The organism is Afipia carboxidovorans OM5, assembly GCF_000218565.1.
Lineage (GTDB): Bacteria > Pseudomonadota > Alphaproteobacteria > Rhizobiales > Xanthobacteraceae > Afipia > Afipia carboxidovorans.
In genome coordinates, this window is sequence record NC_015684.1 from 1,173,643 (window position 1) to 1,199,131 (window position 25,489).

General features: G+C 63.3%; 24 protein-coding genes. 11 read left to right on the plus strand and 13 right to left on the minus strand.

Going from position 1 to position 25,489, the window contains the following annotated elements; all coding sequences use genetic code 11:
• The first annotated feature begins 2 nt into the window (after positions 1–2).
• Complete coding sequence (locus tag OCA5_RS05545) at positions 3–542, plus strand: adenine phosphoribosyltransferase (protein WP_013912926.1); 540 nt, start codon at positions 3–5, stop codon at positions 540–542.
• Between the two features lie 27 nt (positions 543–569).
• On the opposite strand, the gene OCA5_RS05550 is transcribed toward OCA5_RS05545, so the two are convergent.
• The 9 genes from OCA5_RS05550 to OCA5_RS05590 form a co-directional block, all read right to left on the minus strand.
• Positions 570–1,235 carry a hypothetical protein gene (locus tag OCA5_RS05550; protein WP_012564125.1) on the minus strand — a complete coding sequence of 222 codons (666 nt, stop codon included), beginning with the start codon at positions 1,233–1,235 and terminating at the stop codon, positions 570–572.
• Between the two features lie 46 nt (positions 1,236–1,281).
• A complete protein-coding gene (locus OCA5_RS05555; RefSeq protein ID WP_013912927.1) occupies positions 1,282–2,040 on the minus strand; it encodes a P-loop NTPase family protein in 759 nt (252 codons plus the stop codon).
• Positions 2,041–2,182: 142 nt separating this feature from the next.
• Positions 2,183–3,352: a M48 family metallopeptidase gene (locus OCA5_RS05560; RefSeq protein ID WP_012564123.1), complete on the minus strand. Its 1,170-nt coding sequence runs from the start codon at positions 3,350–3,352 to the stop codon at positions 2,183–2,185.
• A 129-nt stretch (positions 3,353–3,481) separates the two neighbouring features.
• The gene (locus OCA5_RS05565) at positions 3,482–4,042 is read right to left on the minus strand and encodes a LemA family protein (RefSeq protein ID WP_012564122.1); all 561 of its coding nucleotides are present in this window, start codon (positions 4,040–4,042) and stop codon (positions 3,482–3,484) included.
• 280 nt (positions 4,043–4,322) lie between these two features.
• A complete protein-coding gene (locus tag OCA5_RS05570) occupies positions 4,323–4,718 on the minus strand; it encodes a COG4315 family predicted lipoprotein (RefSeq protein ID WP_012564121.1) in 396 nt (131 codons plus the stop codon).
• A gap of 63 nt (positions 4,719–4,781) precedes the next feature.
• A complete protein-coding gene (locus OCA5_RS05575; protein ID WP_012564120.1) occupies positions 4,782–5,762 on the minus strand; it encodes a small ribosomal subunit Rsm22 family protein in 981 nt (326 codons plus the stop codon).
• Positions 5,763–5,901: 139 nt separating this feature from the next.
• The gene (gene smc / locus OCA5_RS05580) at positions 5,902–9,366 is read right to left on the minus strand and encodes a chromosome segregation protein SMC (protein ID WP_012564119.1); all 3,465 of its coding nucleotides are present in this window, start codon (positions 9,364–9,366) and stop codon (positions 5,902–5,904) included.
• Between the two features lie 294 nt (positions 9,367–9,660).
• The gene (locus tag OCA5_RS05585; RefSeq protein WP_012564118.1) at positions 9,661–10,314 is read right to left on the minus strand and encodes a DsbA family protein; all 654 of its coding nucleotides are present in this window, start codon (positions 10,312–10,314) and stop codon (positions 9,661–9,663) included.
• Positions 10,315–10,425: 111 nt separating this feature from the next.
• Complete coding sequence (locus OCA5_RS05590; RefSeq protein WP_012564117.1) at positions 10,426–10,905, minus strand: DUF721 domain-containing protein; 480 nt, start codon at positions 10,903–10,905, stop codon at positions 10,426–10,428.
• Positions 10,906–10,932: 27 nt separating this feature from the next.
• Between OCA5_RS05590 and mutY the strand changes: the two genes are divergently transcribed.
• The 3 genes from mutY (at position 10,933) to OCA5_RS05605 (ending at position 13,327) form a co-directional block, all read left to right on the plus strand.
• A complete protein-coding gene (mutY, locus tag OCA5_RS05595) occupies positions 10,933–12,048 on the plus strand; it encodes an A/G-specific adenine glycosylase (RefSeq protein WP_013912928.1) in 1,116 nt (371 codons plus the stop codon).
• Between the two features lie 2 nt (positions 12,049–12,050).
• Positions 12,051–12,671 (plus strand): glutathione S-transferase family protein, encoded by a 621-nt coding sequence (locus tag OCA5_RS05600; protein ID WP_012564115.1) that lies wholly within the window; start codon positions 12,051–12,053, stop codon positions 12,669–12,671.
• A gap of 182 nt (positions 12,672–12,853) precedes the next feature.
• Positions 12,854–13,327 carry a hypothetical protein gene (locus tag OCA5_RS05605; protein WP_012564114.1) on the plus strand — a complete coding sequence of 158 codons (474 nt, stop codon included), beginning with the start codon at positions 12,854–12,856 and terminating at the stop codon, positions 13,325–13,327.
• A 73-nt stretch (positions 13,328–13,400) separates the two neighbouring features.
• Here OCA5_RS05605 and OCA5_RS05610 read toward each other — a convergent pair whose 3' ends face one another.
• Entirely contained in the window at positions 13,401–14,531 is a 1,131-nt protein-coding gene (locus OCA5_RS05610; protein WP_013912929.1) for a site-specific DNA-methyltransferase, read from the minus strand.
• Between the two features lie 373 nt (positions 14,532–14,904).
• Between OCA5_RS05610 and ypfJ the strand changes: the two genes are divergently transcribed.
• Together ypfJ and moaB are read left to right on the plus strand one after the other, a co-directional pair.
• Positions 14,905–15,843, plus strand: a complete 939-nt coding sequence (gene ypfJ / locus OCA5_RS05615) for a KPN_02809 family neutral zinc metallopeptidase (RefSeq protein ID WP_012564112.1) — start codon at positions 14,905–14,907, stop codon at positions 15,841–15,843.
• Positions 15,844–15,953: 110 nt separating this feature from the next.
• The gene (gene moaB, locus OCA5_RS05620) at positions 15,954–16,511 is read left to right on the plus strand and encodes a molybdenum cofactor biosynthesis protein B (protein ID WP_012564110.1); all 558 of its coding nucleotides are present in this window, start codon (positions 15,954–15,956) and stop codon (positions 16,509–16,511) included.
• 59 nt (positions 16,512–16,570) lie between these two features.
• Here the strand turns inward: moaB and OCA5_RS05625 are convergent, their stop codons facing one another.
• The gene (locus tag OCA5_RS05625; protein ID WP_012564109.1) at positions 16,571–16,891 is read right to left on the minus strand and encodes a DUF3551 domain-containing protein; all 321 of its coding nucleotides are present in this window, start codon (positions 16,889–16,891) and stop codon (positions 16,571–16,573) included.
• 114 nt (positions 16,892–17,005) lie between these two features.
• Here OCA5_RS05625 and OCA5_RS05630 point away from each other — a divergent pair, with 114 nt between their 5' ends.
• The 4 genes from OCA5_RS05630 (at position 17,006) to OCA5_RS05645 (ending at position 21,185) form a co-directional block, all read left to right on the plus strand.
• The gene (locus OCA5_RS05630) at positions 17,006–18,181 is read left to right on the plus strand and encodes a PA0069 family radical SAM protein (RefSeq protein ID WP_013912930.1); all 1,176 of its coding nucleotides are present in this window, start codon (positions 17,006–17,008) and stop codon (positions 18,179–18,181) included.
• A gap of 53 nt (positions 18,182–18,234) precedes the next feature.
• Complete coding sequence (locus tag OCA5_RS05635) at positions 18,235–18,771, plus strand: GNAT family N-acetyltransferase (RefSeq protein WP_012564107.1); 537 nt, start codon at positions 18,235–18,237, stop codon at positions 18,769–18,771.
• A 58-nt stretch (positions 18,772–18,829) separates the two neighbouring features.
• Positions 18,830–19,609, plus strand: a complete 780-nt coding sequence (locus OCA5_RS05640) for a ribonuclease HII (protein ID WP_012564106.1) — start codon at positions 18,830–18,832, stop codon at positions 19,607–19,609.
• Positions 19,610–19,676: 67 nt separating this feature from the next.
• Positions 19,677–21,185: a glycosyltransferase family 39 protein gene (locus tag OCA5_RS05645; protein ID WP_012564105.1), complete on the plus strand. Its 1,509-nt coding sequence runs from the start codon at positions 19,677–19,679 to the stop codon at positions 21,183–21,185.
• Between the two features lie 225 nt (positions 21,186–21,410).
• Here the strand turns inward: OCA5_RS05645 and OCA5_RS05650 are convergent, their stop codons facing one another.
• Entirely contained in the window at positions 21,411–23,006 is a 1,596-nt protein-coding gene (locus OCA5_RS05650) for a gamma-glutamyltransferase family protein (RefSeq protein WP_012564104.1), read from the minus strand.
• A gap of 65 nt (positions 23,007–23,071) precedes the next feature.
• Entirely contained in the window at positions 23,072–24,367 is a 1,296-nt protein-coding gene (gene oxlT / locus OCA5_RS05655; RefSeq protein WP_012564103.1) for an oxalate/formate MFS antiporter, read from the minus strand.
• Between the two features lie 441 nt (positions 24,368–24,808).
• Here oxlT and OCA5_RS05660 point away from each other — a divergent pair, with 441 nt between their 5' ends.
• Entirely contained in the window at positions 24,809–25,489 is a 681-nt protein-coding gene (locus OCA5_RS05660; protein WP_013912932.1) for a GntR family transcriptional regulator, read from the plus strand.

Here is a 25,489-nt window from a genome sequence, read left to right on the forward strand (position 1 = left end):
CCATGACCATCGCTGACGATTTGAAGGCCTCGGTCCGCGCGATCCGGGATTATCCGAAGCCCGGCATCATCTTTCGCGACATCACGACGTTGCTCGGCGATGCGCGCGCGTTCCGCCGGGCGGTGGATCAACTGGTGCAGCCGTGGGCCGGCTCGAAGATCGACAAGGTCGCGGGCATCGAGGCGCGCGGTTTCATTCTCGGCGGCGCAGTCGCACATCAGGTCTCGGCCGGGTTCGTGCCGATCCGCAAGAAAGGCAAGCTGCCGCACACCACGGTGCGCATTGCTTACTCTCTCGAATATGGTCTCGATGAGATGGAGATGCACGCCGATGCGGTGAAGCCCGGCGAGCGCGTGATCCTGATCGACGATCTGATCGCGACTGGCGGCACTGCGGAGGGCGCCGTCAAGCTGCTGCGCCAGATCGGCGCCGAAGTCGTTGCGGCTTGTTTCATCATCGATCTGCCGGATCTCGGCGGTGCGGCCAAGCTGCGGGCGATGGATGTGCCGGTGCGCACGCTAATGGAATTCGACGGGCACTAACGCGATACGCCCTTATTGCTGGGCGTACTATTCGTAAAGCTTCAGCCGCGCTTCGAGATTGCGGAATTTCGTGTAGTTGGCGCGGGTCCACTGGTGCAGCTCCGCGGATGAGTCCTGTGCCGTCCGCAGATAATGCGTGAACGAGAACGTCTGGCGCTGCACGATGGAGCGGAGGAACGCCGGCAGCGCCGCGATCCGCAGCGGCCTTACGCTGGTGAAATCTTTCGGCGTTTCGCCGTGTAAAACATGCTCGTTGTCGACCGGGATCAACGGCGATCCCGGAAAGGTCTTGCGCAGCATCGTCCAGGCATTGGACGAGGTGCGTGTCGCATCGGGGATGAACAGCACCACCGGCTCGATGCCGTGCCGGATCGCTTCTTTCATGAAGCCGATTTCGTCAACAACCCTGAAGAAATCATCGAAAGCATGCAGCCCGAGGTCGATCACCTTGGAGACGCCGTCATTGATGATGAGGCGATCCATCAGCGCCATCTGGGCGCGAGTATCGTCGATCGCCGCGGTCTCGGTGGTGCGGGGCAGGTAGTCGAGCAGCGAGGGTTCGCGCAGGTTGATGTCGAAGGCGAGCACATTGCCGTTCTGCAGCAACAGGAATTCGCTCAGGACGCGAGAAATCAGCGTCTTGCCGACATCAGGTCGCGGCGAGGAAACGATGTAGACAGGCGTGCGGGGCATCGTGAAAAATCAGCCGCGTGCGGCGTTCGCGCCGCGGCCGTCATTGTCAGTCTTCGTCGGCGCGGGCAAAGCCCTTGTCCTTGCTGCCGACAATGTCGGTGAGCTTGATGCGGTCGAACTCGCCCCAGACATTGCCGAGCCAGTGACGGACATAGCCGCGCAGCACGAAGGAATAGTTGGCGGTTTCGTCGTTCGGGCCCTTGTTAGCGACGAACTTCAGGAACGGTACCGAGGAGACCTCGACCTGCTCATAGGCCATTTCGTTGAGCTTCGGGATGGTGATCTCGGTCGCGTTCTTGATGCGCTTGAAGTACGAGTTGTAAGTCGCCTGGTCCCACTCGAAGAAGCTCGTGTTGTTGATGAAGTTCTTCACCAGGAAGTACTTCGCGCCGTCCATGAAGCTCGCGGTCTCGGCGATCTCGTCGAGCGAGGCGATCGACGGGCCGAGGATGTGGAACACGGCAAAGGTGATCTGGCCGGAGCGGGCGGCGTCGAGGAAGCCGATATCGCGCAACGCTGCGAGGGTGGGCGACATCAGGCCTGCGCGGACGTCGATCACGGTGACGTTGGCGGTCGCCGTGTTGAGCGTATCGAAGATTTTCATCTGGTCGGAGGTCGTCGTGACGTCGACGATCTCTGTGACCTCCGGATGAAACCGCTTCAGCGTGCCGCGCGGGGACTCGGTATCGAAGGCCCGCGTCGGAATGTTGTTGGCGGTGAAATAGTCCAGAACGGTGCGTGACACAGTAGTCTTGCCGACCCCGCCTTTGTCCGCACCCACCACAATAACTGCCGGCTTCGCCATCACGTCCCTTTACCGCGCCAGACTGGCTCGCACCAGTGGCGCCACCCAGCGTTTTTCGGACCATGGCAGAATCGAGAGAGATTTCAATTCTTGACTGCGGCCCCGAGAGGTCATCCCGCGATTTCGTTAACAGGTAAAGGGCTTAGCGTCTGCCCCAGGGGCCCGGAATAATGTCGGCGCCACGGCCCGGCGTGGTGCCTCCGGAAGGGCCGTCCGGCGGGGTTTTGCCGCCCCACGGGCCCTGCTGGGCCGACCAGGGGCCATCGGGCGGCGGAGCGGCGGTGCCGTCGTCTCCGTAGCCCTCACCCTCCTGCGGGGGCTCGGGCAGCGCTAGCGGCCCCGGATCGTGTCCCCCGGCATATTGCACGAGCGCCCGGACCCGCGCCTCGACGGAGGGGTGGGTTGCGAACAGGTCGGCAAAGCCCCGGCGAGGATTGTCGACGCACATTTCCATGATCGCCGAGGTCGCGCGGGGCAGTTCGCCCCGGCCTTCGATCTTGCGCAGCGCCCAGATCATGGCATCGGGGTTCTTGGTGAGTTCGACCGAGCCGGCATCGGCCAGGAATTCGCGCGATCGCGACAGCGCGAACCGCACCACCTGCGACAACAGCCAGGCAAGCGCGAGCAGCGCTGCCGCCAATATGATCACGAGGATCGCACCGCCGCCCTTGCGGTCACCGTTCGAGCTTCGGCCGCTGAAGCGGACACCGGAGTTGAAATAGATGCGAAAGAACAGCTCGGCAAAGAACCCGACGACGCCTGCAATGACGACCGCGATCACCATCAACTGCACGTCGCCGTTTCGGATATGGGTGAGCTCGTGGCCGAGCACCGCCTCGATCTCATGATCGTCGAGCGCGTCGAGGAGGCCGGTCGTCACCGTGATCGCGTACTGGCGCCGGTTGAGGCCGCTGGCGAAAGCATTCAACGACTCGCTCTGCATGATCTTCAGCTTCGGCATTGGAATGCCGCGCGAGATGCAGAGGTTCTCCAGAAGATTGTAAAGTCGCGGCTCTTCCTGGCGCGTAACCTCGTGGCCGCCGGTCACCGCATCGATGATCGACTGATGGAAAAAGTAAGCGATCACGATCCAGATCGCCGCGCCGATGGTGGCGACGGGCAGGGCGACGATCAGATCACGCAGCGCCAGATGGAAATAGTCGCTCACGGCCCGCCCGCCGTCGGCAAAGACCTCGCCGACAAGCGCGCCGGCGAAGACCATCACATAGACCAGCAGGAACAGCCCGGCGAGCAGCAGCACCGAGCGGGTCTTGTTCGAGGCGATATGCGTATAGAGACCGTAGGCGGCCATGGCAGGGATTGTCCTACATGGTCGTCATTGTGAGGAGCAGAGCGACGAGGCAATCCAGCCCTTTGCTAGCCTTGCCGGATTGCTTCGCTTGTACTCGCAATGACGGAGTCGTCGCCACGAAATCGACAGTCAGAACTTGACCGACGGCGCCTGCTCGAGTTGCCCGCGGCTCTCGCCGAGATCGAAGAAATCCTTCCGGGTAAAGCCGAACATGCCGGCGAACAGCGCTGCGGGCATCTGCTGAATGCCGGTGTTGTATTCCTGAACCGCGTTGTTGAAGAAGCGTCGGCTCGCCGCGATCTTGTTCTCGATGTCGGAGAGCTCGCTCTGCAACTGCTGGAAGTTCGCGTTGGCCTTGAGGTCTGGATAGGCTTCCGACAATGCAATCAGGCGACCGAGCGCGCCGGAGAGCTGTGCCTCGGCGGCGGAGATTTGCGCCGGCCCTTGCGCAGAGAGCGCCGCGTTGCGCGCCTTCACCACGTCGTCGAGTGTGCCGCGCTCATGCGAAGCATAGCCCTTCACCGTCTCCACGAGGTTCGGAATAAGATCGTGGCGCTGCTTGAGCTGAACGTCGATGTCGGCAAAAGCCTGGTTCACGCGCTGCGACAGCGCGACGAGGCGGTTGTAGGCGGAGAAACCGAAGAGGACGAGAAGGGCGATAACGCCGAGGACAATCCAGCCGGTCGACATAGAAGTAAGCTCCCTGAGAGACAACGGACCCGCACACCCTAGAGCGTTTTCGAGCGAAGTGGAAACCGGTTCGCGTGAAGAAAACGCGTCAAAACAAAAAGTTAGATAAGTGCGCTGCATGGCAGGGCCCGCGCAATGTGCGCGTGCCTTGCTAAGTTGCCCTCAAGGTGGCGACGTTCAAGCCTCGCGTCGCTTCATGAAGAAAATGTCAGGCGATCCCCGCCCGCCCGCCGCGATTGTTGCAGTGACGAGGGCAGGGCGCCTTGTGCCGTTGGGGCTGTTAGGGCTTGGCGACGTGCCAGGCGCCATTCAGGAAGCCGTCGCCCTTGACCTCGCCCGGCGCGGCATCCTGCTTGAAGGTATAAAGCGGCTTGCCCTTGTAGGCCCACATCTTGCTGCCGTCGTCGCGGGTGATGACGCTCCAGTCGCCGGAGGCCTTGGCGTCGGCACCTGCGGCAAGGATCGGCCAGTTGACGGCGCAGGGGCCGTTGCAGGCGGACTTACCGGCGGAGTCCTTGTCGAAGGTGTAGAGCGCCATGCCCTTGGCATCGACGAGGATTTTGCCTTTCGCGGTGTCGGCGGTCTTGGCTGGTGCGGTTGCCTGAGCGAGCGCGAGCGAACTGAAAGCCGTGGCCATAACGATGGCGGCGGCGAATTTGAGCGATGTGCGTGGCATGTGAGGACTCCCTGTGAAACGCGACGCTGGGCGCGTCACAGGGATAACTCCGGGCTTGCCGATTTATTCCGCCGCCTTGTCCGCAATTGCATCGCCCCAGTTCCAGCGGCGCGCGGCGGCATAGCCCGCCTTGTCGCGGCGAGGCACAGCAAGGCGCGACAATCCCGCTGTCGTGCAGAGTTTGGCCGCGACCTCGATCTTGGTCAGTGTGGGCTGGGACAGGATGCGTGAGATATGTCCCGGTGCGAGCGTGCGGGAGAGTGCGACGTAGGAATAGCGCTCGTCCTCGAACGGAAGCTCCGCCCCCTTGATCTGTTTGTGTGCCCGCGAGCGCGCGAGCCGCTGTGAGAAATGGCACCAGTCGGGTGGGGTAAGCGGGCAGGCGTTGTCGTGCGGGCAGGGTGCGATCACATGCGCGCCTTGCGCGATGAGGTGCGCGCGGAGTGCGAGAATGCGCTCGTAGCCCGCGGGCGTGCCGGGCTCGACTACCAGCAGGGTGTCGCGGGTCTTTTGCCACATCAGGTCAGCGAGCGTGGTGCGATCCGCCTCACCAAGTTCGTTGATGACGTAGCTTGCGATGACGAGATCGGCGCTCTCCATCGCCGCCAAGCCGGCCAGCACATTGCCTTCGACATAGCGCATCGCTGCGAGGCGGCTATCTGTGACGGTATCGCAGGCAAGCGCACGCAGCGCGGCGTTGGCGTCGATGGCGACAAAGTGCGTGAGTGAATCGAATGTCCGCGCCGCGGCCCAGCTTGCGGTTGCGGGGCCGGCACCGACGTCGAGCAGCGTCGCGGGAGTGAAGTCGGGCCGTCGCTCGGAAAGTGCATTCAGGCTGGCTGCGATTGCCGCATAGGTCGCGGGCATTCGTGTGAGTGCGTAGGCGAGCGCATCGGCCTCGGTGCGAATCGGCGCGGAGGTGCCGCCGCTGCGATAGGTTTCCGAGATTGTGCCTGCGCGCTTCGCAGCGTCACTGCGCGACAGCCCCTCGGCCTTGCGCGCCAGCGCGGCTTTCAGATCGGCAGGGAGGTCGAAGGCGGACATCTTTCACCCTCCCCTTGAGGGGGAGGGTCGATCTGAGCATAGCGAAGATCGGGGTGGGGTGGATTTCATTTGCGATTGTCACCCTACCCCGGCGCTCACGTTGTTCGCGCCGACCCTCCCCCTCAAGGGGAGGGCGAAATCACGCCACGTTCTGGTCCAGCACCTTCATCGCACCATCGAGGTCCACCGAGATGAGCTGCGAGACGCCGCGCTCGGCCATGGTGACACCGAACAGCCGGTTCATCCGCGCCATCGTGATCGGGTTGTGTGTGATGATGATGAAGCGCGTCTCGGTCTGCGACGTCATTTCGTGCAGCAGGTTGCAGAACCGCTCCACGTTGTGGTCGTCGAGCGGTGCGTCGACTTCGTCCAGCACGCAGATCGGCGAGGGGTTCGTGAGGAACACCGCGAAGATCAGCGCGAGCGCGGTCAGCGCCTGCTCGCCGCCGGAGAGCAGCGACAGCGACTGCGGCTTCTTGCCGGGCGGCTTGGCGATGATCTCGAGGCCTGCCTCGAGCGGATCGTCGCTCTCGATCAACTGCAACTCGGCCTGACCGCCGCCGAACAGTTGTGTGAACAGCCGCTTGAAGTGGTTGTTCACGGTTTCGAACGAACTCAGCAGGCGTTCGCGCGCTTCCTTGTTGAGACTCTGGATGCCGGTGCGCAGCTTCTTGATCGCTTCGACAAGGTCGTCGCGTTCGGTGGTGAGGCTGGTGTGCTGGGTCTCGATCTCGCGCAGCTCTTCCTCGGCGCGCAGGTTCACAGCGCCAAGGCGCTCGCGGTCGCGGCGCAGCTTCTCGACATTGGCCTCGGCGGAGGCGACGTCGGGCAACTCGGTCTCGGGCGTGACTTCCGCAAGCGATGCGGCGTTCTGCGGCTCGGTCTCAAGGCCGTCGCGGATTTCGCGCTCGATATCTTCGAGACGGCGGCGGCTTGCTTCCATGCGCTCTTCGGCACGGGCGGTTGCTTCGCGCGCGGCAGAGAGAGCTTCAAGCGAGGCGCGTGCCGCGCGGTCGGTCTCGGCCATCAGCGCCTCGGCTGCAGCGAGCGCGTCGGCAGCTTCGCGGCGCGCGGCTTCGGCAGTCTCGATCTCGCTGATGAGGCCGCGGCGCTTCTCGGCGAATTGCGCCGGCGCGTCCTCAAGCTGCGCACGCTCGGTCTTCACCTCGGTGGTGCGCTCCTCGATGGTCGCGATCTGTTTGGTGGCATTGTCCCGGCGGGCCTGCCACTCGTTGCGCTCGGAGGCGATCGCCTGCACGCGGCGGTCGGCGAGCTCTGCTTCGCGGGCAAGCGCCTGCGCCTCGGCACGCACCTGCGCGGCCGACTGACGCTTCTCGTCCATCGCTGCGCGTGCGGTGGCGAGTTGAGCTTCGGTCTCGTCGCTTGCCGGAAGGTCTGCGACCGCCTGAACGGCAACGGTGTGGGCGCTCTCCACTTCGCTGCGGTCGGCGGCGAGGCGGGTGTGCGCCTCGGCAAGTGCGGACCGGCGCGCGGTGTGGCGGTTGATCTCGCGCTCGGCGCTCGCATGACGCTCGCGCGCGGTATCGGCATCGCGCTGTGCGGCGCGGGCGGATTCGCGTGCGGTATGCTCGGCGGCGGCGGCGAACTTTAGCTCGGACTCAGCGGCTTCCAGCGCTTGCCGCTTGGTGGCGGCATCCGCGCGAGCCTGCTCCAGTTCGTGCTCGATGTCGGCCAAGCGTGCGCGCTCGGCCAAGCGGCGTGCCGCGCCGGTCGGTGCATGGGCGCCGGCGATGAAGCCGTCCCAGCGCCACAGATCGCCTTCGGTCGAGACCAGCCGCTGGCCGGTCTTGAGGCGGCTGACGAGTTCGGCGCCACGTTCGCGGCTGACGACGCCGATCTGCGCGAGACGTCGCGCCAGTTCTGGCGGCGCGTTGACATGGGTGGCGAGCACTTCGACGCCATCCGGCAGTGCAGGGTCGTCGGCCATGATGCCGAGGTTCGACCAGCGCAGTGGTGCGGACGCATCGGTCGGCGCGTCGAGATCGTCGCCGAGCGCAGCGCCCAACGCCTTCTCGTAACCCTTGGCGACGCTGACGCCATCGATGATCGACGGCCACAGATTCTTGGTCTCGCTGTTGACGAGCTTGGCGATGGTCTTCGCTTCGGTCTCGAGCCGCTGCACACGCTTGTCGGCTTCAACAACGGGCGCACGCGAGCCGTCGAGCTTGGCGCGCGCGGCGATATGCGCGGCTTCGTTCGTCTGCACGGTGGTGGCGGATTGCGCGAGCGTGTCCTGCGCCGCGGTCATCGCCTGCGCCAGCGTCTCGAGATTGGCGAGGCTGCCGGTTTCGGCGTCGAGCTTCTCGACGTCGCGGCCGACATTCGCGATCTCCTGATCGATGCGCGCGAGCCGTTCGGTGTGGGTGCGAACGTTTGCCTCGAACTGGCGGCGACGTGCGGTGAGGTCGGCGAGCGCAGTGGTGAGTTCGGAGAAGGTGCGCTCGGCAGCGGCAAGCGCCGCGTCCGCTTCCGAGACGCGGGCATCGGCACCGCTGCGCTTTTCAACGCGCGACTTGATCTCTTCCTTGAGGATCGTCTCTTCGGAGTCGAGGCGCTCGACGGCGACGCCGGCGTCGGACAATTGCTGCTGTTCGCGCGCGACGTCGGCGGCCAATTGTGTCAGGCGGCGATCGAGTTCGGCGGCGCGTTCCTTGGCACGCTCTTCCTCCCGCGCAAGCATGTCGCGCGCATTGGTGAGGCGCTGCAGGCCAGCGGCTGCACGCGCTTCGTTCTCGCGCAATGCTGGTAGTTCGGAAGCGCGGATTGCCTGAATGCGTGCGCTCTCGGCCTGCTCGCGAACGCGCTCGGCCTGCTCGCGCACCGTCGCATTGTGGGTGCGGCTCGATTCAGCAACATCCTCGTTCGCTTGCAGCCAGCGCAGGTGAAACAGCAACGCCTCGGCCTTGCGGACCTTTGCAGCGACTTCGCGGAAGCGGATCGCCTGCCGTGCCTGCCGCTTCAAGCCTTCGATCTGGCTCGCAAGCTGGCCGATCACGTCCTCGACGCGAGTGAGGTTGGTTTCGGCAGCCTTGAGCCGCAGCTCGGCCTCGTGGCGGCGGGCATGAAGGCCGGCGACGCCCGCGGCATCTTCCAGCACACGGCGGCGCTGGTCGGGGCGGGCCTGAATGATCTCGCCGATCTTGCCCTGGTGGACGAGGGCAGGGGAGCGTGCACCGGTCGCGGCGTCAGCGAAGAGAATCTGCACGTCGCGTGCACGCACGTCGCGGCCGTTGATGCGATAGACCGAGCCTGCTTCGCGCTCGATCCGGCGCGAGACTTCCAGCAACTCGGAATCGTTCATCGACGACGGCGCTGTGCGGTCCGCATTGTCGATCGACATCACCACTTCGGCGTGGTTGCGCGCAGGGCGGTTGCCGGAGCCGGAGAAGATCACGGAATCCATATCGGCGGCGCGTAGCGACTTGTAGGACGTCTCGCCCATCACCCAGCGCAGCGCCTCGACAAGGTTCGACTTGCCGCAGCCATTGGGGCCGACCACGCCGGTGAGGCCGGGTTCGATCAGGAAGTCGGTCGCCTCGACGAACGACTTGAATCCATGCAGGCGTAGACGCGTTAGTTTCATGCGACACTTACTCTGTTGGCGGCTTGTACGGACGGCCCGCCGGACCATGCCCTCGGGGACATCATCCCCACCGGTGATCGCGAGCATTTGGCGAATCGCCAAAACTCATGATTGGCCGGACAATGGCCAGCAGGCGGGGGCAGGGCAACGCCCCGACCGCCGTTTCCCGGTGGTTTTGACCGATTTTCCAACGATTTTACGGCAGCTTGCCCGGTTCCATGAGAAAGAAAAGCGAACAAAACTGCCCTGCGGCCCTGACCGGATTACCGCCGGGAGGGCTCAGGGAACCCCGGCTCAGCTCTTGATGAGCGGGTCGATGATCTTCTTGAAGCCGTCGAAGGAGGTTTCGCCCTTCACCAGCGTGCCGTTGATGAAGAAGCTCGGGGTGGAGTCGATCTTCAGCGTCTGGTTGGCGTATTCGCGATCGGCGAGGATGCCCTTCTGCACCGTGAGGTCGTCCTGCACGCAGGCCTTGATCATTGCCTCGGTGAGGCCTGCTTGTTTGCCCACACGGTTGATCGTCTCGAAGGCCTGGTTCTGCAGGCCCGCCTGCTGATTGAACAGGATATCGATGATGGCGAAATATTTGTTCGAGTCGTCCTTGGCGACGCAGCGCGCCAGCGCGGAGGCTGCAAGCGCGACCTGATCGAGCGGAAACTCGCGGAAGATGAAGCGCACTTTGCCCGTGTCGATATAGGTCGACTTGATCTGCGGGAAGACGTCCTTGGTGAAGGCGGCGCAGTGCGGGCAGGTCATCGAGGCGTATTCGATGATCGTCACCGGCGCATCCTTGGCGCCGAGCGACATGTCGCCGAGCGTGCTCGGCTTTGCGATCGCAGCCGGCTCCTGGGCCAACGCGGAGCTCACGAGTTTCCATGGCAATGTGCCGACTATGGCGGTGGCGCCTGCGAATGCGAGAGCGGCATTGAACGTACGACGCGTGATCATCGCTGGAAACTCCGGGTCGGCTTTGGCGCAAGCGCGCGGGATGAGGTCTGCTAGCTTGAAACCCTGCGCGAGGCAATGCTGGGAACGGGAGGAGAGGCGCCCCGACACCCGTCAATTTCGCTTGATCGAGGTGGCCAGCCGCGCGAGCGCGGTGCGCAGATCTTCGTCATCGACGCTGGTCAGTTCGCGGGCCTTGTCGGCGATCTCCGTCTCGCTCGGCCGCCGTCCCGCTTTGTGTTTTTCCCGGCGCGATAGGGGCGCCTGCCGCAACGCAATTTTGCCGATCGCGTTCCAGCCGAAGAAGCGATTGACCCGCTCGAGGATCACCGTCGAGGAATGCTGGATTTCCAGCGCGCGGGGCCCTTCCACGCGCAGGATCAGTGTCGCGGGCAGGTCCGGTTGGCCCTCCATCGGTCGCTGCCACTGGATCTTCAGCGGCTCGGCATAGGTCGCGATGTCGCTGCCTACGATCTCGCTCCAGCGGGTGACGAGTTCGCGCGAGGCGAACCCCTGTTTCTTGAAAACGTCGTTGAAGACGCCCGCAAGAAGCGCGGATAACGGCTTGGAGGTGAGCGGGCCGGGCTTGCTCATAATTGTCTGTGGTGCCTAAGAAGTCTGATGACGACCCTAACAGGTGCGACGGCGCGACGAAACAAAGTCTCGGCATCCGGCCCGGGGGAATCCGTGCCGCGCGCGGAACTGTTGCTTGCGTGGTACGACCGTCACCGCCGCGTGCTGCCGTGGCGGGCGAAACCGGGCGAGACCGCCGATCCCTATCGCGTCTGGCTGTCGGAAATTATGCTGCAGCAGACCACCGTGAAAGCGGTCGGTCCGTATTTCATGAAATTCGTCGCGCGTTGGCCGCGCGTCACCGATCTTGCCGCCGCTTCGCTCGACGATGTGCTGCGGATGTGGGCAGGGCTTGGTTATTACTCGCGTGCGCGCAACCTGCATGCCTGTGCGGTTGCGGTAGCAAGCGCGCATGGCGGTGCCTTTCCCGATACTGAGGAAGGACTGCGCGCGTTGCCCGGCATTGGCCCCTATACGGCGGCGGCGATTGCGGCGATTGCTTTCGACTGCCGCACCATGCCGGTCGACGGAAATATCGAACGCGTGGTGTCGCGTTTGTTCGCGGTCGAAGAAGCGTTGCCGAAGGCGAAGCCGGAAATCCAGCGGCTTGCGGCGACGCTGCTTGGGCCGTCGCGTGCGGGAGATTCGGCGCAGGCGCTGATGGACCTTGGCGCCACGATCTGCACGCCGAAGAAACCGGCCTGTGTGTTGTGCCCGCTGAACGAGGATTGCCTTGCGCGTCATCAGGGGGAGCAGGAGACGTTTCCACGCAAGGCGCCTAAGAAAACCGGCGCGCTCCGGCAAGGCGCGGCCTTTGTCGTCACGCGCGGCGATGAACTTCTGGTGCGTACGCGACCCGAAAAAGGCCTGCTCGGCGGCATGACCGAGGTGCCGACCTCGGCCTGGCTCGCGGAGCATGATGAGAAAGCCGCGCGTGCGGCAGCGCCGGTATTGAAAGATCTTGCCCGCTGGCGGCGCAAGACCGGCACCGTCACCCATGTGTTCACGCATTTTCCATTGGAGCTTTCGGTCTATGCGAGCGAAGTTCCGAAAGGCACGCGCGCGCCGAAGGGGATGCGCTGGGTGAAGATCGCTACCCTCGCGGACGAGGCGTTGCCGAACCTGATGCGCAAGGTCATTGCGCACGGACTGGGAGGAAGATGAGAATGCTCAAGCTTTACTACGGCCTCGGCACATGCGCGCTTGCCTCGCATATCGCACTCGAAGAATCCGGCGCGGATTACGTTGCCGAGCGGCTCGATCTCAAGGCGAACCAGCAGAACAGCCCGGACTACCTCGCGGTCAATCCCAAGGGACGCGTCCCGGCGCTCGCGACCGATAAAGGCGTGATCACCGAGACCCCGGCGATCCTGATGTATATCGCGCAGAGTTTTCCGAAGGCGAAGCTCGCGCCGTTCGATGATCCGTTCACGTTCGCGCAGGCGGAGTCGTTCAACAGCTACATCTGCTCGGGCATGCACATCGCCCATGCGCACCGGATGCGCGGCCGGCGCTGGGCGAGCGAAGAGTCCTCATTCGAGGATATGCGCCGCAAGGTGCCTGAAAATATCCGTGCCGGGTTCGACCTTATCGAAACCAAAATGATGCGCGGTCCTTGGGTGATGGGCGAGGCCTATTCGATCTGCGATCCGTATCTTTTCACCATCGCTGGGTGGGCCAAGAGCGACAGCGTCGATATTGCCGACTTCCCGAAGGTCGCTGATCACTACCGGCGCATGAAGGAGCGTCCGGCCGTGCAGAAAGTGCTCGCGCAATACAAGGCCTGAGACACAGACCTTCCCTCACTAGGCCAGTGGCCTGATTGATCTCCGGGCGGCGCTCACCCTCCGCCCGGTTTTGGCTGTTACCTGTCTAAAGTGTCGCAGGGGGCCTTTTACGGCAGCGCTTGCTTCCCCGTCGCAGCGCATGCTTAGGACGCGCTTTATTTTCAGCGCTGGGGGAAGCGTTCATGCGTATAATTTTTGCGTTGGGGCTGGGGTTGCTCGTTGCGGGCTGCAATCAGACCACCGGGCCTGCCCCGGGACCGGTCGCGGCGGCCTCTGATACCGGTGCGGCACAGGAAGCTTTACCGCCGATCTACGAGCCGCTCGTGGATATGCATCGTGTCAATCCCGTAAAGTATCGTCGCGATCTCGCCGAATGCCGTCAGCAGGCCGCGCCGCAGGAAGCGGTGGCCCGTCAGGCGCGTCAGCAGCAGGCAGCCGGTACAGCGATTGCCGTGGCGGGCGCGGCAGCGTCCTTCATTCCGGTTTCGTCGTTCCGTCAGGCCTACACGCTCGGGAATGCAACCGATGCCGCGCAGGCGGCCGGTGGTGCGGTGGCGGCGAGCGGTGCGATGACGGCGGATCAGGCGACCGCGGACTATGCGCTCGTGGTCAACACCTGCCTGATGCACAAGCGTTATCGCCTGCTGCGCGGCTAAGGCCCGACTATCATCGAACGCAAAACGGACGCCTCTCGGCGTCCGTTTTTGTATTGGCGTATGAATCCGTCGTTCAGGCGGACTGTCTTTCGCGGCGGACTTCGGCGCGCAACTCGTCGATCAACCGCAGGCCCTTCTTGGTCTCGACATGCCAGAACGACCAGCCGTTGCAGGCTTCCGAGCCTTGCGCCAGCGCGCCCATGCGATGGATCGAGCCGACCTTATCACCCAGCATGATGGCGCCGTCGGCGCGCACCAGGGCGGCATGTTTTTTCTTGGAATCGACGAGTTTCGCGCCGGGCGAAATCATGCCGCGTTCGATCAGCTCGGCGAACGGAACGCGCGGGGCTTCGCGCGCGGTCATGAACGGCGCGAGCGTTGCCTGCGGCAGCGGCTCGACGGCGGCGATGCGCTTTTCGGCGGCTTCGGCATAGGTCCGGTCACGCTCGAAGCCGATATAGCTGCGGCCGAGGCGCTTGGCGACGGCGCCGGTGGTGCCGGTGCCGTTGAATGGGTCGATCACGAGGTCGCCGGGCTTCGACGATGACAGCAGCACACGCGCGAGCAGGCCTTCCGGCTTCTGCGTCGGGTGGATTTTACGGCCGTCCTTGCCCTTGAGGCGCTCTTCGCCGGTGCAAAGCGGGATCAGCCAGTCCGAGCGGGCTTGCACGTCCTCGTTGGCCGCCTTCAGCGCGTCGTAATTGAAGGTGTATTTGGTCGCCTCGTCGCGCGCGGCCCAGATCATGGTCTCGTGCGCGTTGGTGAAACGGCGGCCGCGGAAGTTCGGCATCGGGTTCGACTTGCGCCAGACGATGTCATTCAGGATCCAGAAGCCGAGATCCTGCATGATCGCGCCGACGCGGAAGATGTTGTGATAGGAACCGATCACCCAGATCGTTGCTGTCGGCTTCATGATACGGCGGCAGGCCAAGAGCCAGGCGCGCGTGAAGTCGTCATATGCTGCGAACGAGGAGAACTTGTCCCAATCGTCGTTCACCGCATCGACATGCGACTCGTCCGGGCGCTTCAATTCGCCCTTGAGCTGCAGGTTGTAAGGAGGATCCGCGAACACCAGATCAACGGAGTTCGCAGGCAGCTTCGTCATTTCAGCGACGCAATCGCCGATGACGATGCGTGCGGATGGCGAGGTTTCAAAATTAGTGCGGGGCGCCTTTGCAGACGCCCCGCGACGCGACACAACCATGACTCAAAACCTGACTCAGGCGACGCAGTCGGCGACGCGGGACTAACAAATCCGACTTGTCATCACCATGAATGCCCAAGGTAAAAATCGACTTAATCGTTTTCCATTTTCGAAATTGCTTTTTGCATTTTCGAATCCGTATTTTGCATTTTCAAAAATGCATCGTGTTGCGTTGCTGTTCGATGTGTTTCGCGTGAGGTACGCGCCGTGTGAAAATGGTGTCGCCCAATGCACCATCGGGCCGCGCAGTGCGACTAGGCAAAAATTGCCGGGGGCGCTAAAATTCTCATCCGGGGACGGATTTTGTCGCATCATGGCGCAAACGATTCCCGCCGTAGGCCGTTGGGCGTAAGGACGCCTTGAGGAGAGACCGATGCGTTATGACGATTTCCGCCGCAGCGACAATGTCGAGGACCGGCGCGAGGATGGCGGCGGATTCGGCGGCGGCGGTGGAGGGTTTGGCTTTCCCATGGGCGGTGGGGGCCGGCTCGGCATCGGCACCGTTATCGTTCTCGGCCTGATCGGCTGGGCGGTCGGCATCGACCCCAGGGTGTTGATCGGCGGCGCGGAGATTCTCACCGGCGGCGGGCAGGCGCCGAGCTACCAGACCGACCGGCCGTCATCGCAGGCCAAGCGTGGTGCCCCGACCGACGAGGTCGGCAGTATGATCGCCGGCGTCCTCGGCGAGATCGACGATCGCTGGAGCGAAATCTTCTCGGCCAATGGCCGAACCTATCGCGGCCCGCGCGTCGTCCTGTTCCGTCAGGCGACCAATGGCGGCCAGTGCGGCATGGCGCAATCGGCGATGGGTCCGTTCTACTGCCCGCCGGACCAGCGCATCTATCTCGATACCAGCTTCTTCCGCGAGATCGAGACGCGCTTCAACGGCTGCCAGGGCAGCGCCTGCAAATTTACCGCGGCCTATATCATCGCGCATGAAGCGGGCCACCACGTGCAGAACCTGCTCGGCATTCTCGAAAAGGCGAACGCCCAGCAGCGCCAGGCGCGCAGCAAGGCCGAGGCGAACGCCATTCAGGTGCGGATCGAACTACAGGCCGATTGCCTCTCGGGCGTCTGGGTCAATCGCGAGGAGAAAAAGCGGCCGGGTTTCATCGAGCCGGGTGACATCGACGGCGCGCTGCGCACCGCGGCGGCGATCGGTGACGACACGCTGCAGCGAAAGATGCAGGGCCGCGTGGTGCCGGACTCCTTCACCCACGGCTCGGCCGAGCAGCGCAAGCGCTGGTTCATGACCGGCTATCAGCAGGGCAACATCTCGGCGTGCAACACCTTTGGCGCGGGGAATTTGTGACGTCATTCCGGAGCGCGAGCGCTTGCGAGCGCATCCGGAATCTCACGCCTCATATCAGGATTCCGGATCAGTCCGCTTCGCGGCCTGTCCGGAATGACGGATAAAAGATCATGACCTCTCTCGATGAATCAAAGCCTTTCATTCCTCTCAACATCGCGGTGCTGACCGTCTCGGATTCGCGCTCGTTTGCCGACGACAAGTCCGGTTCGATCCTGGCCGATCGGATCACCGCGGCAGGCCACAAGATGGCTGCGCGTGAGATCGTGACCGACGATATCGAGAAAGTTCAGGCACAGTTGAAACGCTGGATTGCCGATGATGGCATCGACATCGTGGTGACAACGGGCGGCACCGGCTTCACCGGACGCGATATCACGCCCGATGCGGTCGAGCCTTTATTCGACAAGCGTATGGACGGTTTTTCCATCGCCTTCCATATGCTGAGCCACGCCAAGATCGGCACATCGACGATTCAAAGTCGCGTGACGGCGGGTCTTGCGGGCACCACGTTTATCTTCTCGCTGCCGGGCTCGCCCGGTGCCTGTCGTGATGGCTGGGATGGCATTCTCGCCCATCAACTCGATTACCGCACGAATCCGTGTAACTTCGTCGAGATCATGCCGCGGCTCGATGAGCACCTGAAGCGCGGCAAGGCACAGGCGAAGTAATGCGGCCAAAAGCCCTCTCCCGGTAGGAGAGGGCTTTCAATCAGTAAAAAATCTCAGACTTACCAGCGATAGCGCGGCCCGTAATAGCCGCGATCGTAGATCGGGCCGTCATAACGGTTGTAGGCCGAACCGAACTCGACGGATGGCGCGACGAGATAAGCATCTTCGTCACCGAACGGATTGCGCACGCAGGAGCCGCCAACGCCCCGCGATGAAGCCCGGCAGGCGCGGAAGCTGTAATACTCGCAGGACCGATAGGTGTTCGGGCTGTCCTGGTCGGTGAGGCAAACCGTACCAGCCTTGGCGGGCACTGTGCCGACCGTGGTAATGCCCGCGGCGGCGAGGCCCAGTGCCGCTGCTGCCAAAAGATATGTCCGCATTGAATCCTCCTCCTGAAAGCCACCCGGGCGACAACGCGGGTGCTTTGCGAAAGCTCCATGAGGAAAGGCTAAAAATGTTCTTGTTTTGTTCTTAAGAGTAATTATGCTTTTTGCATGAGCAGAGCCACGAGCAGAGTCTTGAGCAAAGCCTTGCAGCCCGCATCTTCACCGCTGCCTCCCGTTCCGGCGGGCGGCATTTCCGACTTCGCCGAAATCGGCGTTGCGATCGACGCCGAGCGTCGCCGCGGCCGCGGCGCGCAGACCAATGCGAGCGGACGTTATGAGCGTGAGGCGCGCGCTGCGTTCGATGACGGCTGGCAGAGCCTCGACGATCTGCCGCCGTTCAAAACCACCATCGCGCTCGATACTGCACGCAAGGTGATCTCCCGCAATGATTCGCCCGACATCGGATTCGATCGCTCGATCAATCCGTATCGCGGCTGTGAGCATGGCTGCGTGTACTGTTTCGCGCGGCCGACCCATGCCTATCTCGGGCTGTCACCCGGTCTCGACTTTGAGAGCAAGCTGTTCGTGAAACCGGATGCACCGATGCTTCTCGAGAAGGAGTTGACGGCACCGGGTTATGAGCCGCGCACGATCGCGATCGGCACCAACACCGATCCCTATCAGCCGATCGAGCGCGAGCACCGCATCATGCGCGGTATTCTCGAGGTGCTGGAGAAGGCTGGCCATCCGGTCGGCATCGTCACCAAGTCGGCGCTGGTCACGCGCGACATCGATATTCTTGCGCGCATGGCGGAGAAAAGTCTTGCCAAGGTCGCAATCTCGGTGACGTCGCTCGATCCGAAACTCGCGCGCGCGATGGAGCCGCGGGCCTCGACACCACCGAAGCGGCTGGAGGCATTGCGGCAACTCTCCGCCGCGGGCATTCCGACGGTGGTGATGACCGCGCCGATCATTCCAGCGCTTAACGATTCGGAGATCGAGCGCATTCTCGATGCCGCCGCCCATGCCGGCGTGCGCGAGGCGAACTACACCGTGTTGCGGCTGCCGCTCGAGGTGCGTGACCTGTTTAGGGAATGGCTGATGGCGCATTACCCGGATCGCTACCGCCATGTGTTTTCGCTGATCCGCGACATGCGCGGCGGCAAGGATTACGACTCGCAGTGGGGCTCGCGGATGAAAGGCACGGGTCCGATAGCGTGGATGATCGGCCGCCGCTTCGAGATTGCCTGCGAGCGGCTCGGACTGAACCGCAAGCGGGTGAAGCTCTCGACTGCGCATTTCGTGCAACCGGCAAAGAGTGGCGAGCAACTCGATTTATTCTAGCGTGCGGCAATGATTTCGGATCATCTTCGCCATGAAATGCGAAACAGGGTCCGATGGGAACGGTGCTGATCACGCCAAGGCTGTTGTTGCGGACTGTCTGTGAGACGGACATTCCATCGCTTCATCAGCGGATTTTCGGCGTGCCCGAGGTGATGCGCTATGTTTTCGCGGGCGGCGAGTTGTCGGCCGGCGAATCTGAAACCTTCATCAAGACAAATTTCAATTTCGGGAATGCGACGACCGGCCTCTCCGTGCTGATGGAGAGAGGTTCGGAAGAGATCATTGGTGCTGCCGGGCTGCTTCCCTGCGATGTACTGGGAGCGGACGACCTGGAGCTGGGCTTCATTCTCGCCAAACAGGCATGGGGACAGGGCTTTGCGCGCGAGATCGGTGAAGGGCAACTCGCTTTCGGGTTTCGCGAAATGGCGCGAAGCCGCCTGCTGGCGCTGGTCCATCCCGACAATGCTGCCTCGCGTCGGGTCATCGAGAAGATCGGCATGACGCATGTGAAGGACCTGACGGTGAGCAATCGCGGCGCGCGGCAGGTTTATATGGTGGACGCCTCCGCATGGGCTGGCCGGGTTGGATAACGGGTAAGATTTCGAGTTCCGGCTTGCGAGGCGACGCGTCTGATCGCACTGTCCGGCCATGAGTCGGACCGGATCTCCTGCGAACGCCAAAGTCGCCGCCAAGGCTGTGGACAAGCCTGCGAAGGTCACGGTTGTGACGCGGCCGAGCTTCCGCCGCGAGCGCGCGCTGATGAAGCAGGGCATCTGGCCGGTTGCGGGCTGCGACGAAGTCGGGCGCGGGCCGCTCGCGGGGCCGGTGGTGGCCGCCGCGGTCATTCTCGATCCCGATCGTATTCCAAAGGGCATCAATGATTCGAAGCGGCTCACGGCGGAGGCGCGTGAGGCGTTGTTCGAGGAAATTTGTGCGACTGCGTTCGTCTCGGTTGCAGCGGCGCCGCCGTGGCGGATCGATCGCGACAATATTCTGCGTGCTTCGCTCTGGGCGTTGACGCGTGCAGTCAAAGGGCTGCCGCAGCCGCCACGCCACGTGTTCGTCGACGGCCGCGACAAGATCGCAGTGTCGTGCGAGTGCGAAGCGGTGATCGGCGGCGATGGTTTGCTGTTCTCGATCGGCGCGGCCTCGATCGTCGCCAAGGTGACGCGCGACCGCCTGATGTGCGCCCTTGCACGGCAATATCCGCAATACGGTTTTGAGTCCCACATGGGCTATGCCGTGCCCCAGCACCTCGCGGCGCTGGAGCGTCATGGCCCGACACCGCATCATCGTCGGCATTTCGCGCCGGTGGCGGCGGCGTGGGCCCGCCTTGAAGGCGTCGTGTCCGGCGCCCCGGAATTGCCGGGCCTTGATCTGCCGGACAGCGTGGTCGTCGTTGAGGAAGCTGCCGTTCAGGTTGCCTGATCGGACGCGGACCTCTATCAAACGCGATAGCGCTCTTTCCGCCCTCCCGCCCCGGTCCGCCCGCGCGATGCGTTTCACCTCCCTGATCGTCGAGCTTATCCGCGCCAAGCCGCGATGGATTTTCTGGGGCAGCGTTCTTGCGCTGGCGCTGGTGTGGCTGATCCTGCCGACGCTGCTTTATCTCAGTCCGCCCGGCCGCGTGCCGGATGTGCTGGCCTTCGGCCGCGAATATCAGCTCGGAAGCGAACTCGGGCCGCCACTCGCATTCTGGCTTGCCGATGTCGCGTTCCGCCTTGTCGGCGGCTACGCGTTCGGCGTCTATATTCTCGCGCAGATCTGTTTCGTGGTGACGATGGCCGCGGTGTTCGCGCTTGCGCGCGCAATGGTCGGTCCGCAGCAGGGTGCGGTCGCCACGCTTCTGACGATCGCCATCGCGGCGTTCAGTTATCCGGGGCTGGAGTTCGGCCCCGATATATTGGCGCGGCCCTTATGGGCGCTCGTGCTTCTTCATGCATGGTATGTCATTGGCGAGGGACGACGCGGCGCATGGTTCGCGCTCTCGATCGAACTCGGGCTGTTGTTTCTCACCACCGCGATAGCGCCGGTTCTGTTCTGTCTGCTCGTCATCTTTGCGCTCGCCACGTCCCGCGGCCGCAAGGCGCTCAGGTCGATCGACCCGGTGCTCGGTCTTCTCGTGATTGCCGTTATCGCGCTGCCTTATGCGATCTGGCTGGTGCGCAACGGCGTCATCTGGCGGCGCCTCTCGCTTGGTTCGCTTGAGGCTTATGCGTGGCGCGCGGCTCTGTTGTACGGCGCGCTGGTGCTGTCGGCGCTCGGCGTCATTGCGCTTGTCGTGGCGAACGCGCCCTGGTTCGAGCGCAAGGGCGAGGAAGCGCCTGCGATCTTCCGCCCGCATCTCGATCCGCTCGCGCGGCACTTCGTGCTGTTCTTCGGCGTGCTGCCGCTTGTGCTGTTTCCGCCGGTCTCTGCTGCGTTCGGGTTTGATCATGTCATCGGCGGCAATGGTGTCGTGCTGCTTCTCGCCGGTGTTCTCGTGGTCGTGATGGGCGGCGATCTCATCTATCTGCGCCGTCAGCAGGTGCTGCGCGCGATCTGGCTTCTGGCGCTTGCGACGCCGGTCATCATCGTACTCGTGATAGTGGGTGTGCAGCCCTGGATAGACGGCAAGGAGGTGCAGACCTCGCTGCCTGCGCGCCAGATGGGCACGTTCTTTTCCGACCATTATCGCCTGCGCACCAATCGTCCGCTGCCGGCGGTTGCAGGCGATCCGCAGATTGCGTCGCTCATTAGCCTCGGCGCGCCGTCGCGGCCGCAAGTGCTGTTCGGTACACGCTACAGCCGGACGCCATGGATCGACACCGCAACGATCAACAATGGAGGCGGGGTCGTGGTGTGGCGCGCGCACGATACGGTCGGTGCGCCGCCGCCGGAACTCGCAAAGCAGTTTCCCGGCCTCGTTGCCGAAGTGCCGCGCACGTTCGATCGGCTGATCGAAGGGCAGCAGGAAACGCTGCGGATCGGCTGGGGCGTGGTGCGTCCGCGCGATACCAAGTAGGCATCAGAAGAAAAGCAGACAAAGCGCGCGCGAGTTGAAGAGCTCTTGCGTCACTCGCGTGACTGCGGGCTAGAATTTTTTTATTTGTCGTGATCGCGTGCGGCTTGCATTGAAGCCGCCGTTACGCGTAAAGCGAAGCAACCCGGAAGGGGTAGGGGCCAGCCGGGTTGCTTCACCGCACGCACCTTCAGAGGCGGATAGCCGCCGCCGCTGAAGGCGAGGACATCAGAAGCTCGCGACACCGCCATTGCTGCGCGGGTCGCTGCCTCCTTCAAAGACACCGTTCGGATAGTGAACGATGGCGCCGGCGTGGCCGACGATCTCGTCGAAATTGTCGACCATCTCGACGTCATGGCCGAGCGCTTTGAGCTTGCGGCAGGTCTCTTCAGGGAAGCGGCCTTCGAGCTTGAGGCTATCGGTGTCTTCGCCCCATGTGCGTCCGAGCAGCCAGCGCGGGGAGGTGATCGCCGCCTGCACCGTCTGATTATAGACAGCGTAGCGCGTGAACACGGCGGCCTGCGTCTGCGGCTGGCCGTCGCCGCCCATCGTGCCGTAGACCATGACACGACCGTCGTTCAGCCGCGCCAGTGCGGGGTTGAGCGTGTGGAACGGCTTCTTGTTCGGCGCGAGCGCGTTGATGTGCTGCGGATCGAGCGAGAACGAGCAGCCGCGGTTCTGCCAGTTGATGCCGGTGTCCGACAGCACGATGCCGCTGCCGTACTCGTGATAGATGCTCTGAATGAACGACACCGCGCGGCCTTCGCCGTCGATCACGCCCATCCACACGGTGTCGGCCGGTCCCTTGCCCTGGCCCCACGGCAGCGCCGCCTCCATGTTGACCGCCGAGGTCAACTTGTCGAGGTGCTCAGGCGAGAGCAGGGACTGCGGATCGATGTCCATGTGGTCGAGGTCGGTGATGTGGCGATCACGGATCATGAATGCCTGCTTGGTCGCCTCCACGACGCAATGGACGTACTCGGCGCTCTCTGCCGTGAAGCGGTCGATGCCGAGGCGGTCGACAATGCCGAGGATCATCAGCGAGACGAGCCCCTGTGTCGGCGGGGTCAGATTGTAGATCTGGCCGAGGCTGTGCTTGAGCACGAGCGGCGTGCGGATCTGCGCGCGATACTTCGCGAGATCCTCGGCCGAGATCGGGCTGCCGAGCGCCTTGAGCTCTTTGGCGATGCTCTCGGCGATGCGGCCGCGATAGAAGCTGTCGAGGCCGTCGTCAGCGAGTGCCTGCAATGTCCGGCCGAGCGGCTCGAAGCGCATCCGGTCGCCCGGCTGCGGCACCTTGCCGTCGACGAGGAAGGTTTCGGCAAAGCCCGGGATCGGCTTCAACTCGTCGAGCTTCTTGGTGGTCGCGATCATCTGCGAACGCGAAACTGGAATGCCGTCCTTGGCATAGAAGATTGCGTTTTCCAGAAGCCGGCCGAGCGGCAGCTTGCCGCCCCATTCCTTGCTGAGTTCGAGCGCCGCCTGCCAGCCGCCGATCGCGCCGGCGATGGTGTTGGCGGAATCCGGCCCGCGTGTCGGAATCTTCTTGTAGCCCTTGGCCGTGTAGTACTCGGTGGAGACGCTGCTCGCCGCCGGGCCGCAGGCCTCGATGGCGACCACCGGCTTGCCGGGGCAGGAGATCGTCCAGAATCCGTCACCGCCGAAGCTGTTCATGTGGGGGTAGACCACCGCGATGGTGGATGCCGCCGCGACCATGGCTTCGAGGGCATTGCCGCCCGCCCGCAGAATATCGACGGCGGCTTGTGCTGCCAGGGTATGCGGAGCAACGGCCATACCGCGGGTGGAACGAACAGTTTGTAACATCTTTCGACCTGATCTGTTGTGCGTGGAAAGAGCCGGGGCGCGCCGAGCGCCCCGGCTGATGATCGTTAGGCAGTCGCGAGCGCCGCCATCTGCTGCGCATTGCGGGCCCGATGGTTGGCGCGCATCCGCTTCAGCACGAAGAACGCAAGGAACGCCGTTGCCAGGTCCATCGTGATCGCAACGCCGAACACCACGTGCCAGGACAGCGTCATCTGATGCAGCAGCGCCGCGAGCGGGCCGCCGAGGATCGCGCCGATACCCTGTGCAATATACAGGAAACCATAGTTCGTGGTGGCGTGCTTGGTGCCGAACGTATCCGTCAGCGTCGAGGGGAACAGCGAGAAGATTTCACCCCAGCCGAAGAACACGACGCCCGACAGCAGCACGAAGGCCAACGGATTGTGGGCATAGAGCAGCCAGATCGTCATCGCAATGCCCTCAAGGCCGAAGGCAATGGTCATGGTGTTCTCGCGGCCGATCCGGTCGGACACCCAGCCGAAGAACGGACGGGTGAGACCGTTGGTGATGCGGTCGATGGTCAGCGCGAGCGGCAGGGCGGCGAGGCCGAAGACGAGCGCGTCCTTGACGCCGAAGTCCTTGGCGAAGGCGCCCATCTGCGAGATCACCATCAGGCCCGAGGTGGACATCATGGTCATCATCACGAACAGCAAATAGAAGATCGGGCTGCGCAGCATTTCCCGCGGCGTGTAGTTGCGGGTTTCCTGCACGAGGCCGCGCTCTTCCGCATCGGCCGCGACGTGAGCGACGGCAGTGGACGGACGGCGGGTGCCGAGAGCCGCAAGGATGCCGACGACGCCGATGATGACGCCGAAGGTCATGAGCGTGCTCGACAGGCCGCTCGTCTTCAGGCTCGTTGAGATCGGCAGCGTGGTGAGGATCGCACCGAAGCCGTAGCCCGCAGCGACGAGGCCGGTCGCAAGACCGCGCTTGTCCGGGAACCACTGCACCATCATGCCGACAACGCCGACATAGATGATGCCGGTACCGATGCCGCCGAGAAGACCATAGGTGAGGTAGAGGCCCATCAGGCTCTCAACCTGTGCGGCGAGCACCCAGCTCAGGCCGGTCAGCGCTGCGCCGAACGACAGCAGAAGGCGAGGGCCGAAGCGGTCGACGAGATATCCCTGAGCGGGCGACAGGAAGGTCTGCAGCACGATCAGCAGTGAGAAGGTCACCTGAATTTCTGCGAGCGGCACCCGCAGTTTTTCCGTCAGAGGGCCGGTGAACAGCGCCCAGACGTATTGTGGGCTGGAGATCGCCATCATGGCGATCATGCCGAGAATAAGTTGGAACCATCGCGTCGATGGCGACGCCCCGTTTGGTGCAGTTGTGGTCGTCATTTTGCTTCGCTCCCTATGTTGTGACTGTCGGCCCATTTTCTGGTGCCTTGTTTTTCACTGAGATATCTCTACCATGTCAGTTGTATTTGAACTTTGTCGGAGGCTGCAAGCGGTATTTGAGTCTGGCGACAAGGGAGCGGTGGAGAGTAGGTCAGCGATCCTGCCGTAGATTTCCGGACTCAGATCGCAGAATCGGATGGTCGCGCATGGCGGACGCCGTGCCCTTCAGATACCGATCCGATGTGATTTATCGCCGCGATTCGCTCGTGGCTCTTGCGCTAGGGGCTCGTTGTTCGAGCTCTTCCGGCTTCACGGCCGCAACACGATGTCTTTTTGTCGCAGGGGCGACGTTTCGTTATCCTCCACTGGGCGGGCTTGCATTCAGCATTCCCGCCTGCTTTTTCACACCTTGCAATGACACCTGCGTTTACAATGCGCACCATGACGCTACCTGAAGTTGACGAAGTCCATGACGATGAGCCGCAGTCGCGTACGGCCTATCGCCTGATCGAGGCGATGATCGTGACGCACGAGCTGCCGCCTGGCTCGCGCATTTCCGAAGCGTCGTTGAGTGCCAAGCTCGGCATTGGTCGCACGCCGATCCGCGAAGCGCTGCAGCGGCTGTCGTTCGAGGGGACGGTCAGGATCGTGCCGCGCTCGGGCGCTTTCGTCTCCGAAATCGATCTCGTCGATCAGCTCGCGATGATCGAAGTTCGTAAGGGCATCGAGAACGTGCTGGCGGGACGTGCCGCGCGCTTTGCAGGCGAGCCCGAACGCAAGCGCTTTCGCGAACTGGCGGCAATGTTCGAGCGGTCGGCTGCCGCCAATGATGGCCACATCTTTGTCGAGGCGGACCGCGAGTTCAACTCGCTGATCGTGACGACCGCGCGCAACAAATATGCCGCGCAGGCGATCTCCCCGATCGAGGCGCAGACGCGGCGGTTCTGGTACGTGCATTTCAAACAGTTCGGCGACCTGCAGCGGGTCTGCGCGCTGCATGCCTTCGTGGCGCGGCGGATCGCGGAGAACGACGAGGCGGGCGCGCGCGAAGGCTCCGACCGCATCGTCGATTACGCCGAGGAATACACCCGCAAGACGCTGATGTTCTTCGGCATGGGCTAG